At 71.2% G+C, this 13,393-nt stretch carries 13 protein-coding genes; 8 read left to right on the forward strand and 5 right to left on the reverse strand.

Annotated elements, in window-relative coordinates; all coding sequences use genetic code 11:
- Positions 1-3: 3 nt before the first annotated feature.
- Positions 4-1,278, forward strand: a complete 1,275-nt coding sequence (locus ACWCQS_RS26510; protein WP_451006759.1) for a sensor histidine kinase — start codon at positions 4-6, stop codon at positions 1,276-1,278.
- Here the strand turns inward: ACWCQS_RS26510 and ACWCQS_RS26515 are convergent.
- A complete protein-coding gene (locus tag ACWCQS_RS26515; RefSeq protein WP_451006760.1) occupies positions 1,256-2,815 on the reverse strand; it encodes an alpha-L-arabinofuranosidase B in 1,560 nt (519 codons plus the stop codon). The genes ACWCQS_RS26510 and ACWCQS_RS26515 overlap by 23 nt on opposite strands.
- Positions 2,816-2,984: 169 nt before the next feature.
- Positions 2,985-3,758, reverse strand: coding sequence for a class I SAM-dependent methyltransferase (locus ACWCQS_RS26520; RefSeq protein ID WP_451006761.1), 774 nt, complete (start codon positions 3,756-3,758; stop codon positions 2,985-2,987).
- Between the two features lie 63 nt (positions 3,759-3,821).
- Here ACWCQS_RS26520 and ACWCQS_RS26525 point away from each other — a divergent pair, with 63 nt between their 5' ends.
- A complete protein-coding gene (locus tag ACWCQS_RS26525) occupies positions 3,822-4,463 on the forward strand; it encodes a response regulator (RefSeq protein WP_388621820.1) in 642 nt (213 codons plus the stop codon).
- 113 nt (positions 4,464-4,576) lie between these two features.
- Here the strand turns inward: ACWCQS_RS26525 and ACWCQS_RS26530 are convergent, their stop codons facing one another.
- Positions 4,577-6,007, reverse strand: a complete 1,431-nt coding sequence (locus tag ACWCQS_RS26530; RefSeq protein WP_451006762.1) for an MFS transporter — start codon at positions 6,005-6,007, stop codon at positions 4,577-4,579.
- A gap of 209 nt (positions 6,008-6,216) precedes the next feature.
- On the opposite strand from ACWCQS_RS26530, the gene ACWCQS_RS26535 reads away from it, so the two are divergent.
- Together ACWCQS_RS26535 and ACWCQS_RS26540 are read left to right on the forward strand one after the other, a co-directional pair.
- Entirely contained in the window at positions 6,217-7,962 is a 1,746-nt protein-coding gene (locus tag ACWCQS_RS26535; protein WP_451006763.1) for an MFS transporter, read from the forward strand.
- 108 nt (positions 7,963-8,070) lie between these two features.
- The gene (locus ACWCQS_RS26540) at positions 8,071-8,721 is read left to right on the forward strand and encodes a class I SAM-dependent methyltransferase (protein WP_451006764.1); all 651 of its coding nucleotides are present in this window, start codon (positions 8,071-8,073) and stop codon (positions 8,719-8,721) included.
- Between the two features lie 380 nt (positions 8,722-9,101).
- On the opposite strand, the gene ACWCQS_RS26545 is transcribed toward ACWCQS_RS26540, so the two are convergent.
- Entirely contained in the window at positions 9,102-9,170 is a 69-nt protein-coding gene (locus ACWCQS_RS26545; RefSeq protein WP_451006917.1) for an SHOCT domain-containing protein, read from the reverse strand.
- Positions 9,171-9,316: 146 nt separating this feature from the next.
- Here ACWCQS_RS26545 and ACWCQS_RS26550 point away from each other — a divergent pair, with 146 nt between their 5' ends.
- The 4 genes from ACWCQS_RS26550 (at position 9,317) to ACWCQS_RS26565 (ending at position 12,731) form a co-directional block, all read left to right on the forward strand.
- Positions 9,317-9,697, forward strand: coding sequence for a hypothetical protein (locus ACWCQS_RS26550; protein ID WP_451006765.1), 381 nt, complete (start codon positions 9,317-9,319; stop codon positions 9,695-9,697).
- A gap of 90 nt (positions 9,698-9,787) precedes the next feature.
- Positions 9,788-10,738, forward strand: coding sequence for an N-acetylmuramoyl-L-alanine amidase (locus ACWCQS_RS26555; protein ID WP_451006766.1), 951 nt, complete (start codon positions 9,788-9,790; stop codon positions 10,736-10,738).
- Positions 10,739-10,823: 85 nt separating this feature from the next.
- Entirely contained in the window at positions 10,824-11,615 is a 792-nt protein-coding gene (locus ACWCQS_RS26560) for a hypothetical protein (RefSeq protein WP_451006767.1), read from the forward strand.
- Positions 11,616-11,720: 105 nt separating this feature from the next.
- The gene (locus ACWCQS_RS26565; RefSeq protein ID WP_451006768.1) at positions 11,721-12,731 is read left to right on the forward strand and encodes an LLM class F420-dependent oxidoreductase; all 1,011 of its coding nucleotides are present in this window, start codon (positions 11,721-11,723) and stop codon (positions 12,729-12,731) included.
- Here ACWCQS_RS26565 and ACWCQS_RS26570 read toward each other — a convergent pair.
- Positions 12,728-13,306, reverse strand: a complete 579-nt coding sequence (locus tag ACWCQS_RS26570; RefSeq protein WP_451006769.1) for a hypothetical protein — start codon at positions 13,304-13,306, stop codon at positions 12,728-12,730. The two genes, ACWCQS_RS26565 and ACWCQS_RS26570, sit on opposite strands and share 4 nt — an antisense overlap.
- Positions 13,307-13,393 lie beyond the last annotated feature (87 nt).

A 13,393-nucleotide genomic window follows, 5' to 3' on the forward strand; every position in this document is an offset into this window, starting at 1 on the left:
GACATGACGTGGGCATGGGGAGTTCGGTGCCAGCTACAGGCCTTTCGGGCCGAGCGGCGCCAGTGGAAGGCCGAGCACGAGCGCTTCAAGGCCGCGCAACGGGCGGCCCGGAAGGCGGGAAAGGCCCCGGACGTCGACCATCCGGGCCCGCCGCCCACCGGCTTCGCCCTGCTGCCCTGGCTGCTGATGGGGATGGGGTCCTTCTCCAATCTCCTCCAGGGCAGGACCCCGAACCCGTGGATCGGCGGCCTGGGCCTGGTGACTTTCAACAGCCTCTACATCTACGTCACCTTCCGCTCCTTCGACCGCAAGAAGCGGGCCGCCGCCTCCACCCGGGTGGCGCTGCTGCTCATGGCCCTGGTGACCACGGGCCTCGCCCTCGGCTACGGCGGCAACTGGCTGATGTTCTTCCCGTTGCTCGGCCTCGCCGTGGGCGCCGCCCTGCGCGGGCCGTGGCTGGGCCGTACGGGTCTGCTGCTGACGGTGTACGCGGCCGGTGTCTCCGCCGTCCGCGGCGGCTGGGAGGACGCGACGAACATCGGCTACGCCACCTTCCTGTCCAGCATGGTGACCGCCGCCATCCTCGGCCTGTCCGAAGCGGTACGGGAACTGCGCGCCGCCCGCGAGGAGCTGGCCCGGCGCGCGGTGGAGAAGGAGCGGCTGCGCTTCTCCCGGGACCTGCACGACCTGCTGGGGCACACGCTGTCGGTGATCGTGGTGAAGTCGGAGGCGGCCCGGCGGCTGGCGCCGCGCGACATGGACGCGGCGCTGGGCCAGATCACGGACATCGAGTCGGTGGGCCGGCAGGCGCTCACCGAGATCCGCGAGGCGGTGACCGGCTACCGGGAGGGAAGCCTCGCCACCGAGCTGACCCGGGCCCGCTCGGCGCTGTCGGCGGCGAGTGTGGAGCCGGTGGTACGGCAGTCGGGGGTGCCGCTGGAGCCGCAGACGGAGGCGCTGCTGAGCTGGGTGGTGCGCGAGGCGGTGACGAACGTGGTGCGGCACAGCGACGCGGGCCGCTGTGAGATCACCGTCGACAGCGGCGCCGAGCAGGTCCGGCTGACCGTCACCGACAACGGCAGCGGCAAGGCCGTCAGCCGGCCCCAGCAGGGCATCGGCGGCACCGGACTGAAGGGGCTCACCGAGCGCCTCGCGGCGGCGGGCGGCTTGCTCACGGCCGGCCCGTCGCCGCGCGGCGGTTTCACGGTGACCGCCGAACTCCCGGTGGAGTCGGCGGAGTTCGCGGAGGCGGTGGCTACGGCGCCCAGGGCGCGCTGACCGCCCAGCTGACGTCGTCAGTCCAGGACGTACTGCTGTCGAAGGCGTTGGACCCGCCGTCGCTCGCTATGTAGAGGTTGTAGTCGTAGTGGCGCAGGTATCGCGTCGGGTAGTTGTACGAGGCGAACGAGGTGCCGGTGCCGCTCTTGCCGGTCTGCGGACAGAACGTGGCGTCGGCCCGGAACTGGGCGGTGCCGTCCATGGGCTGCCGGTAGAGCTTGTAGTTGTAGTGGCGCAGATAGTCGCCGGGGTAGTTGCGTGACTCGAAGGAGACGCAGGAGCTGCTCGCGAGTCCCTTGCGCACGATCCAGGTGGCGTCGTTCTTGTCCAGGCTGGAGCTGCTGGAGGTGATGGAGGAGAGGACGCCGGCGTTGTTCTGGTGGCGGACGTAGTCGGCGGTGCAGCAGGAGGTGGTGGCGCGCAGCGAGATCTCCGAGCCGGCGCTCAGGGTGCCGGTGCTGCCGGTCGCGCCGCCGTAGCCGACGGAGACGATGTCGGCCTGGACGGCGTTGTCGGCGGCGTCGGTCGGGATGCCGGAGGTCATGACGCCCTCGAAGAACGAGCCGATGGAGCCGTTGCTGTTGTCGCCGCCGGTACCGAGGACGATCGCGCCCTCCTGGTGCATGGGCGAGTATCCGCTCCTGGTCGGCTCACCACCGGAATAGGTGGTCGTGAGCCCACCGGATTGTGCATTCCCCCATTTGAGCGCGAAATGGTTCTGGCCGTTGTTCTTGAGCAGCGCGGTCACGAACGGCAGGGGTCCGGAGCCGGTGTTGGCGGAGTTCTTGCTGTATCCGGCGTCGGACTGGAACAGCCCGTTCTCCAGGTCGGCCTGCACCCAGGGGCCCTGCCCGTAGCAGGGGGAGAACCAGCACTCGGTGCCGAAATTGATGGCGTCCATGTGACCGTTGCCGGTGTCCTTGTTGTTGGTCTCGGCGTTGCCGTAGTCGAAGCAGCAGGCGCCGTTGACATGGGTGCCGGAGGTCACCATGTACATCCCCTCGGCGGCGCCGTTGGTGGCGACGCCGGAGGTGGCGTCGTTCCGGTAGCCCATGCCGGCGGAGATCTCCAGGCCGTAGACCTGGTGGCCGCCGACGGTCACCGGCAGCGCGTCGGCGGGCGCCCCGACATCGGCCTTCCCGGCGCCGCCCGCACCCTCGACGGTGAGGTCGTTGTGCCGGGAGGACTGGTCGTAGATCTTGGTGATGATGCAGGTCGTGCCGGAACAGAAGGAGTCCTGGGCGGCCGCGTTCGCGTATCCGCCGGCGGCCAGCAGCCCGATGTCCTTGGTGGCGCCGTCCGAGGCCCGCTGCACCTGGTAGAGCGAGCCGTTGTACGACGAGTACAGCGCCCGGACCATGCTGTGCGCGGCGACGCAGGGGGTTCCGGCGGCGGCGTAGACGTCACAGGGCAGGGAGCTCGCGGCGGCGGCCTGGGGCGCGCCGACGCCGAGGAGCAGCGCGGCGAGGGTCGCGCAGACGGCGAGCACGGACAGGGCGGCGCTTCTCAGCCGCGGGTGGACGTGGGGGGATCTCACGGGCACGGTGCACCTCGGATTCTCTCGTTCGATATCTCGGACGCTGTTCGATCGAAATACCGAACCTATTCGACAGTGGAAATTGCGCGGATTCCTGGAAATGCAGGGGCGATTGTTTGAGTACCGCCGGAGACCGTCAACCCCCGCCGCACCGGACAATGCCAAGTCTTTAATCGAGGGCGGCTGCCCGCGCCACGAGCAACGGCTGGAAGAAACCCGTCTCTTCGGGCATCAGCCAGGCGACGTCCGTGAATCCCGCACCGGCGGCGAACCCGGCGAGCCGCTCCCGCCCGAGCGCCCAGTAGGTGGCCCGGCGCACCCGGACCTCCCCCTGCCCCTCGCCCGGACGCAGCTGGAAGTGCTCCAGGTCGTAGTGCTCGCCGTCCGCGTGCCACTGCCAGAGCTGGAAGCTGATGGTCCGCTCGGTGCCGTCGGCGGACTCGTGCACCTGCGGGGGCGTCGAAACCGGACGCTCGCGCAGCAGCTCGTCATAGGGCCGGGTACTGACGAGCAGCCGCCCGCCGGGCCGCAGCACCCGGCGCATCTCCCCCAGCGCGGCGCGCACGTCCGGTTCCGTCAGGAGATGGGGCAGCGAGTTGTCGGCACAGACCACGGCGTCGAACCGGCCGCGGGGGAAAGGCAGTTGCCGCATGTCGGCAGCGGCGGTGGGCAGAGGCACTCCGCGCCGGGCTGCCTCCCGGCGCGCACGGGCGGCGGCCCGCACGCTGAGGTCGGTCCCGACCACCCGGTGACCCCTCAGGGCCAGCCCGACGGCCTGCGTCCCGATGCCGCAGGAACAGTCCAGCACGGCCGCACCCTCCCGGCCGACCAGGGCGTCCAGCGCGGCACCCTGCCTACGGAGACTCGTCTCCCAGTCCGGGTAGATCAGGTGATAGTCGTCGGCCAGCTCGTCATAGAAGCGCGCGGTCGAGAACTCGGACATGCGGGCGAGGCTAGCCCGCCGGGAGCCGCGGTGGGCCGGAGTTTCCGGCCGTAACCTGAGCCCATGAACGAGATGCCCCGGGAGCACCGGACCACCAAGTCCATTCGGGTGCTGCTCGCCGAGGACCAGGGCATGATGCGGGGTGCGCTCGCTCTGCTGCTCGGTATGGAGGAGGACATCGAGGTGGTGTCCCAGCTGGGCTCGGGCGACGGCATCGTGGACGCCGTACTCACCCACCGGCCGGACGTGGCCCTGCTGGACATCGAACTGCCGGGCATCAGCGGACTGGACGCCGCGGCCGAGCTGCGGGAGCAGGCGCCCGACTGCCGGGTGCTGATCCTCACCACCTTCGGCCGGCCCGGCTATCTGCGCCGGGCCATGGAGGCCGGAGCGGCCGGGTTCCTCGTCAAGGACGGGCCCGTGGAGGAACTGGCCGCGGCGATCCGGCGCGTGCTCACCGGGGAGACCGTCGTCGATCCGGCGCTGGCCGCCGCCGCGCTCAGCGCCGGGCCCAGTCCGCTGACGGCCCGGGAGTGCGACGTGCTGAAGGCGTCGGTGGACGGGGCGACCGTCGCCGACATCGCCGGCAAGCTGCATCTGTCCGAGTCCACCGTCCGCAACTACCTGTCCTCGGCGATCGGCAAGACCGGCACCCGCAACCGGGCGGAGGCGGTACGGGAGGCACGGCAGCAGGGCTGGCTGTGAGCAGGGCCCGGCCGTCGACTGGGGCCGGGTCCTCGGCGGCGTGCTGCTCCCCGTAAGAAGAAATGCCGTACGCATCAGCCGCGGCCGGCGGCTGGGCGGCCCGGACCGCTGCCTCACGTCGAAGAAGTTCTCCGCGGCAGCCACAGCAGCATCAGCACCGCCCCGCCCAGCAACACCGCCGTACTGGCCCGGAACGCCAGGGCGTAGCCGTCGGTCAGCGCCTCGGGGCCGTGCCCGCTGCCCGTGCCGGCCGCGGCGACGGTCGACATCACGGCGAGCCCGAGCGAACCGCCCATCGTGCGCGAGGTGTTGACCAGCCCCGACACCACACCGGCCTCGCCCGGTGCCGCCCCGGACGTGGCCAGGGAGGCGAGCGGCGTCGCCGCGAGGCCCGCACCGAGCATCATCAGGATGCCCGGGATCATGATCGCGGTGAGGTATGCCTCGTGCGCGCTCATCGTCGACTGCCAGCCGAAGCCGGCCGCGGCCACCAGCGTGCCCAGCGCCGCCACGGTCCGCGGGCCCGCGAGCCGCATCAGGCGCGGCGCCAGCTTGGAGCCGACGACCACGGAAAGCGAGCTGGGCACCAGGGCGACTCCGGCCTCCAGCGGCGTGTAGCCGAGGACGTTCTGGGCGTAGAGGGTCATGAAGTACCACATGCAGAACATGGCCGAGCCGGAGAGGAACATCGCCGCGTTCGCCGAGGCGACCGAGCGCAGCCGGAGCAGGCCGAGCGGCATCAGCGGGGCCGCCGTACGCGCCTCTACCAGCAGGAACAGGGCGATGAGCGCCAACCCGGCGAGCAGCGGCAGCAGGGTGGCGGGGGCCGTCCAGCCCTCGGCCTCCGTCTGCGAGATGCCGTAGGCGAGGGTCGCGAGGCCCGCCGTCACCAGCAGCGCGCCCGGCAGGTCCAGGCGCCGCCCGTCGCCGGCCCGGCTCTCGGTGAGCCACCGCACCGAGCCGGCCAGCACCAGCGCGCCCACCGGCACGTTGATCAGCAGCACCCAGCGCCAGGAGAGCACGTCCACGAGCACCCCGCCGACCAGTCCGCCCGCGGCCCCGCCACCGGCGCCTACCGCGGTCCAGGTGGCGATCGCGCGCGCCCGCGCCGCCCCCTCCGGCACCGCGGAGGTCAGCAGGGTCAGCGTCGAGGGGGCCAGCACCGCCGCGCCCAGCCCCTGCACGGCCCGCGCCAGCAGCAGCTGCCAGCCCTCCTGGGCGAGGCCGCCGCCCAGCGAGGCCAGCGTGAACAGGCCGAGGCCGACGAGGAACATCCGCTTGCGCCCGTACAGGTCGCCGGCCCGGCCGCCGAGCAGCATGAACCCGGCGAAGGCGATGGCGTACGCGTTCACCACCCACTGCAGGCCGGACGCGGTCAGGCCAAGGCCGGACCGCATGGACGGCAGGGCGACGTTCACCACCGACACGTCGAGCACGACCAGGAACTGCCCGGCGCAGGCGAGCGCCACGACCAGCCAGGTCGGCGCGGTCGTACGGCGGGATATGACAGGCGTGGTGTCGGCGGCTTCCAGCATGGGTGTCATGCTCTCAACCCGGTTACGGTCCTTGCATCGGCATTTCGGACCACGGGTGCCTGGACCCTGGGGCCTACACCGCGCGCAGCATCGCCCTGACACGCGATCAGAAACCCATGACCTGGTCAAGGATTCATTAGAGGCCCGAAGCAACGGAATAGTTGCCTGTGCATACGAGGTTCACCCAGCACTTGTCACTACGGGGAGGCCTCGACTCCATGACCCACACGACGACCGACCAGCCGGCCCGGAGGGCGAGCGGCGCTGTGGTCCCGGTGCTCGCCTTCGCGGGCATCGTCGTCGCGGTGATGCAGACCCTGCTGGTGCCGGTCATCAAGGACCTGCCGCAGCTGCTGCACACCGCGCCCAGCAACGCCACCTGGGTCCTCACCTCGACCCTCCTGTCCGGCGCCGTGGCCACCCCGATCATGGGCCGGCTCGGCGACCTCTACGGCAAGCGGCGGATGCTGATCCTCAGCCTCGCCGTCATGGTGGTCGGCGCCCTGGTCAGCGCGCTCACCAGCCAACTGCTCACCATGATCGCCGGCCGGACCCTCCAGGGCTTCGCCATGGGCGCGATCCCGCTCGGCATCGGCCTGATGCGGGACATGCTGCCTCGCGAGCGGCTCGGCTCGGCCATGGCCCTGATGAGCTCCTCGATCGGCGTCGGCGGCGGCCTCGCACTGCCCGCCGCGGCACTGGTCGCCCAGCACACCGACTGGCACGCCCTGTTCTACGGCGCCGCCGGCCTCGGCGTGCTGTCCATCGTCCTGACCCTCCTGGTCGTACCCGAGTCCCCGATGCGGGCGGAGGGCTCCTTCGACCTGCTGGGCGCGCTCGGCCTGTCGACCGGCCTGGTGCTGCTCCTGCTGCCCATCACCAAGGGCAGCGACTGGGGCTGGTCGTCGGGCACGACGCTCGGTCTGTTCGCTGCGTCGGTCGTGGTCCTCGTCCTGTGGGGCCTGTTCGAGCTGCGGATCAAGGCGCCCCTGGTCGACCTGCGCACCACCGCGCGCCCGGCCGTCCTCTTCACCAACCTCGCGTCGATCATGGTCGGCGTGGCGTTCTACGTCGTCTCCCTCGTCCTGCCCCAGCTGCTCCAGCTGCCCAGGGCCACCGGCTACGGCCTCGGCCAGTCCATGGTCGTCGCGGGCCTGTGCGTGGCCCCGCTGGGCCTGACGATGATGTTCACGGCTCCGCTGTACGCCCGGCTGTCCGCCAAGTACGGCCCGAAGGTCACCCTCATCACCGGTCTGCTGATCATCGCGCTCGGCTACGGCGGCGGCCTCGGCCTGATGGACGCGGCCTGGCAGACCATCGTCACCTCCGTCGTCCTCGGCGCCGGCATCGGTCTCGCCTACTCCTCGCTGCCCGCGCTGATCGTCGGCGCGGTCCCGGCCTCGGAGACCGGCGCGGCCAACGGCCTCAACACCCTGATGCGGTCCATCGGTACGTCGGTGTCGAGTGCCGTCATCGGCATGGTGCTCGCCAACACCGCGAAGAACATGGGCGGTATCGCGATCCCGACCATGCACGGGTTCCGGGTGTCCTTCCTGATCGCCACCGCCGCGGTCGCGGTGGGGCTGCTGATGGCGCTGTTCCTGCCGAAGGCCTCCCGGCCGGCCCAGCAGCACACTCAGCTGCGGGCCAGCAGCGAGGAGGACGCCATGCTGGAGCGGGCCGAGGAGGTGCTGCGGGGCTTCCGCGGACGGGTCCTGGGTGCCGACGGCGCTCCGGTCGCCCGGGCCAAGGTCACGCTGATCGACCGACGGGGGCGGCAGGCCGGGGCGACCGTCTCCGACGAGGACGGCAGCTATGTGCTCGCCGTGCCGGCGCAGGGGGCGTATGTGCTGGCCGCGAAGGCCTCCGGCCATGGGCCGCTCGCCTCTGCCGCCACGCATTCCGGCGAGGAGCGGCCTGTCGACCTGGATCTTTCCTTGCCTGAGGAGACTGTGAACGCGTAGAACACGGGGGACTGCCGGCTGGCGGCTGCGGCTCCGTCGTGGCTGGTCGCGCAGTTCCCCGCGCCCCTTCGGGGCGCTGTCACAGCCGTACGACCGAGAGGCCCCGCGATGCCGACCGCCCCCAAGCCCGAGATCCTGGCCGCTTTCGAGGCGGCCAAGGGGTTCATGCCCGTGGACGAGGGGCTGGCGCTGTACGGGGCTGCCGTGGAGGCGGGGCGGCTGGGGCTGCCGTTGCTGGAGGTCGGGACCTACTGCGGGCGGTCGACCGTGCTGCTCGCCGACGCGGCCCGTGCGGCCGGGGTCACGGCGTTGACCGTGGACCATCACCGGGGCAGTGAGGAGCAGCAGCCCGGCTGGGACTACCACGACCCCGAGACCGTCGACCCCGAGGTCGGGCTGATGGACACCCTGCCGGCCTTCCGGCGGACGCTGTTCAAGGCAGGCCTGGAGGACCACGTGGTCGCCCTCGTGGGCCGCTCCCCGCAGATCGCGGCCATCTGGAACTCCCCGCTCGGGCTCGTCTTCGTCGACGGCGGCCACACCGACGAGCACGCGGGCGCCGACTACGAGGGCTGGGCCCCCCATGTGGCCGAGGGTGGACTGCTGGTCATCCACGACGTCTTCCCGGAGCCCGAGGACGAGTTCACCGGGCAGGCTCCGTATCGCGTGTACCTGCGGGCACTTGAGTCCGGCGCGTTCACGGAGGTCTCGGTGACCGGCTCGCTGCGTGTCCTGCGGCGAACGGGAGCGGGGATCTGAGACCCCGGTCAGAGTCGCAGGCGTGCTCTGACCGAAACGGCTACTCCGCAGATCAGGGGTCATCTCAGGCACCGGATCGGCGGGGCCGCATCACTTTTTCATGGAGACCTGCGAGCCCACCATGGAGTGGCTCAAGCACAGGAAGGTGCAGGTGGCGATCGGTCCCGCCTGCTGGGGCCTAGGCGTTGGCGCGGGCGCAGATCCGTTAGTTGGTGGTGCCGATGAACCTGAGCGTCATCTCGCCTCCGCTTCCAATGGGTTGGGCTCCCGGAATGCGCGGGATGGTGCGGGCGCGCCCGACGATTGCGGCAGATTGCGCGCTCTGGCCCCGTCGGCGTGGTTGCGCGCAATCCTGTCGGCCAGGGCTGCCCGCGAGCGAGCTACTGGCTGAGCAGCCGGGCCTTCTGCCGCTCGAACTCCTCGCGGCTCAAGATGCCCTGCTGCTGCAGGGCAGCCGACCGGGCCTCGGCTTCTGCGACTCCATGCCGTCAGTGTCGCCCCCTTTGCGGCTGGAGTGCGGCCAGTTGCGAGACACATATGGGCGATTAGGGTTGAAAGTAACTGGAAGTGACCTATAAGCCAAAGGGGGCAGGTCATGCGCGCCAGCCACTGCAAGCGATCCTCCGTCCTGGGTACAGCCCTGATCGCTGCCACCATCGGCCTCATGCCTGCTGGCCTTCAGCAGGCCTCGGCGGCAACACCGAGCGCAACGCACGTGAGCACAACGCCCGCAGCACTGCAAAGCCCCAGCTACATGAAGGGCTACCGGGCCGGGTACCACGCCGCAGTACAGCGCGACAACAGCTACAGGAGGGGCTACCGCGCCGGGTACCGCCAAGGCTGGGCCGATGCCAGAGACGACTGTCAGGAGCGCGGCGGCGGCTGGGGCTGGGGCGGCGGCAACGGCTCTTACACCAGTGGCTATAGAGACGGCTACAACGACGGGTACTCAGCAGCTGCGGACAGGTACTGCTGAACCACAGCGGACGACAGCCGGACTCGCACGCCACACGCCAGGTCCGCACGGATCTGCTGGACGCCATGGACGCCCGCTAGGGTGGCAGGCGTGTCGTACCTAGGTCCGGAGTTCGATCCCCCGCAGCCGCGCCGGCCCCGGCGGGGCCCGCTGACCGTGGCGCTCGCCGCGCTGGTACCCGGTGCGCTGCTCGGCTGGGTGGTGTACGAGGCGGTGGGCGGCGGTGGCGGGGACGGCGGCGTGCGTACGGCCTCCGCCGCTCCGGCGTCCGGCAGGTCCGCCGCGCCCTCCGCGTCCGCGCACTCCGCCTCCCCTTCCGCGACGGACGACGGCAAGCGGCCCTCGGGAGGTGCCGCGTCCGGTCCGCTCGCGGGCAAGGTCGTCGTCATCGACCCCGGGCACAACCCGGGCAACTTCCGGCACGCGGCCGAGATCAGCCGCAAGGTGGACATCGGCACGAACTTCAAGGAGTGCGACACCACCGGGACGTCCACCAACGACGGTTACACCGAGGCCTGGTTCACCCTGGACGTCGCGCACCGGCTGCGCGCGCTGCTGGAGAAGCAGGGCGCCACGGTGAAGCTGACCCATGACGGCGACAGCCCGGCCTGGGGGCCGTGTGTGGACCAGCGGGCCCGGATCGGCAACGACGCGCACGCCGACGCGGCCGTCTCCATCCACGCCGACGGCTCGGCCGAGGGCAATCGCGGCTTCCATGTCATCCTGCCGGGCTCGGTGCACGCCGGTGCCGCCGACACCCGCCGCATCGTCGGACCCTCGCACGACCTCGGTACCCGCATCGCCGGAAACTTCCTGCGCGACACCGATGAGCCGCCGTCCAACTACCTCGGCAACGGCACCGGTCTCGTCACGCGCACGGACCTGGGCGGTCTCAATCTGTCAACGGTTCCGAAGGTGTTCATCGAGTGCGGCAACATGCGCGATAGCAAGGACGCGGCACTGCTGACCAGCGGCGCCTGGCGGCAGCGGGCGGCGCAAGGGATCTCTGAGGGAATCGTGAGTTTCCTGCGCGCTTCGTGACCGGCGGGCGGAACCGGCCGGACAGCCGGATCTTGCGGACGGTAGTGTCTACCGACGACGAGACGACTCACTAAGGACCTTTGAAGTGAACATCCGCTCCCTCACTAGAGGCGACGGCGTGGTGATCGGAGCAGCGGTGTTGCTGTTCATCGCGTCGTTCCTCAAGCTCTACTCCTACTCGGTCTCCGGCTTCTCCGACAGCCAGAGCGTGTGGGACAGCCTCGGGACGGGCCTCGGCACGTACATGGGGGCCGTCATCGGTGCCGCGCTGATCGTCCTCAACCGCTGTCTGCCGCAGCAGCGCAAGGTGTTGGGCCTGGACCTCGGCACGGTGGGCACGGGTTTCACGATTCTGTCCGCGTGGACCCTCTTCTGGACGCTGGTGGACGTCCCTGACCACGTCGACGCCGGCTCCGGCCTCATCCTCGGGTTCGTCGCGGCCCTCGTTCTCGCCGCCGCCGCCGTCGCGAGCCCCCTGGTCCCGGCCCTCCAGGGCGCGCTGCTCCCGGCCCCCAAGCCGGTCGCCCCGCAGCCCTACGGCGCCCAGCCGCCCGGTGGTTACGGGTACCCGGGTGCCCAGCCGCAGCCGGGCCAGCCGTACGGCGCCCAGCCGCAGCCGGGTCAGCCGTTCGGGCAGCAGCCGCAGGGCGGTCCGGCGGTCGCGCAGCCGCCCGTCGCGGACTTCTCGCCGTTCTGGTTCGCCGTGCCGGTGACCCGTCCGCTGTTCGCGGAGGACGGTTCGCCCACCCCGATCGCCGAACTGGCGCCGGGCACCTGGTACCTGGCCGTCGAGCAGCGCGGTGCCGCGCTGGTCGCGCAGACCCAGGACGGCCGCCGGGGCGTCCTGCAGGACACCTCCGGCATCCAGCGCGGCTGAGCCCCGCGCACCCTCGCGCACGGCCCCTCGCCCTTCCGGGCGGGGGGCCGTTGTCGTACAGTCGCCTCCCGGCAGTGAACTGACGGAGCGTCAGGAGGCAGGCGCATGCGGCTCGGTCTCGCACTCGGCTACTGGGGACGCGGCCCGGACGCCGGTCATGTGCCGCTCGCGAGGGAGGCGGAGCGGCTCGGGTATCACTCGGTGTGGACGGCGGAGTCCTGGGGCTCGGACGCCTTCACCCCGCTGACCTGGATCGCCGCACGGACCTCAAGGATCGGTCTGGGTACGGCCGTTGCCCAGATGGCCGCCCGCTCGCCGACCACCACCGCGATGCAGGCGCTCACCCTGGACCATCTCTCCGGCGGGCGGATGATGCTCGGGCTCGGGCTGTCCGGGCCGCAGGTGGTGGAGGGCTGGTACGGCCGCCCGTTCCCGGCGTCGCCGCTGACCGCGACGAGGGAGTACGTGGACGTCGTACGGCAGGTGCTGCGGCGGGAGGCGCCGGTGGCCTCCGGCGGGCGGTTCCATCCGCTGCCGTACCGGGGGCCGGACGGCACCGGGCTCGGCAAGCCGCTGAAGTCCATCACTCATCCGCTGCGTCCGGACCTGCCCGTGCTGCTCGGCGCCGAGGGTCCGAAGAACGTGGCCCAGACCGTCCGCATCGCCGACGGCTGGCTGCCGCTGTACTGGGCGCCGAGCCGGCCGGAGGTGTACGGGGAGGTGGTGCACGAGCTGCCGGAGGGGTTCGTGGTGGCTCCGATGGTCCGGGTGAAAGTGTGCGACGACGTGGCCGAGGGGCTGCTGCCCGTGAAGGCCATGCTCGGTTTCTACATCGGCGGGATGGGCCACGCCTCCCGCAACTTCCACGCCGATCTCATGGCCCGCATGGGGTACGAGAAGGAGGCCCGGCGGATGCAGGAGCTGTTCCTGGCGGGGCGGCGGGAGGAGGCCGTACTGGCCGTGCCGGACGCCTTCGCCGACGAGATCTCGCTGGTCGGGCCGCGGGAACGCATCGCCGAGCGGCTTCAGTTGTGGCGCGCCGGCCCGGTGACGGACCTGCTGGCCCTGTCACCGGACCCGCACACCCTCAGAGTGCTGGCGGAGCTGAACTCCTAGCCGCTCTTGCTGCCCTGCGAGAGCTGGGGCTCCGACGGCACCTGGTTCTTGACCGGGGCGCCGGCGCTGCTGCCCGCGTCCTTGACCTTGTTGATGACGTCGTTGAAGGAGTTGGCCGCGTTCCCGTCGCCACTGCGGAGCTTGGACGGCAGGTTCTTCAGGCCGTCGATGGCGGCGGCCAGCGGGGCGAGGGCCTTGGACAGCAACGGGTCGCCCTGGGCGTTGCGGACGGCCGCCTTGAGCCGGTTGTAGGTGAACGCGCCGGCCAGACCGGCCTTCACCAGGGTCATCTTGCGGCCGTGGGCGCCCTTCTTGAACTTGCCCGCCTTCCAGGGCTTCACGATCCACTGGTAGGTGGCGCCTGCCGCGAGACCGGCGTTCGCCACGAACCGGGCCTTGGCGAACTTCTGCCGTTCGGCCGAGGTGGTCGGGCTGGGGGTGGCGGCGGGGGCGGCCTGGAGCGCCGCGGTGTCCTTCGTGCTGGTCTGCTCGCCGCTGCCACAGGCGGTGGAACCGGCCAGCAGGGCACAGCACAGGGTGAGCGCCACGGCGAGGCGGCGTATGGGTACGGGCACGGGGTCCTCCCGGCGTGTCCTCCCCGAGCGGTCTGCTTCCTCCGGCAGCGTCACCCGGGACGGCCGGGTACGCCACTCGGCCTACGC

Source organism: Streptomyces sp. NPDC002076, assembly GCF_053593835.1.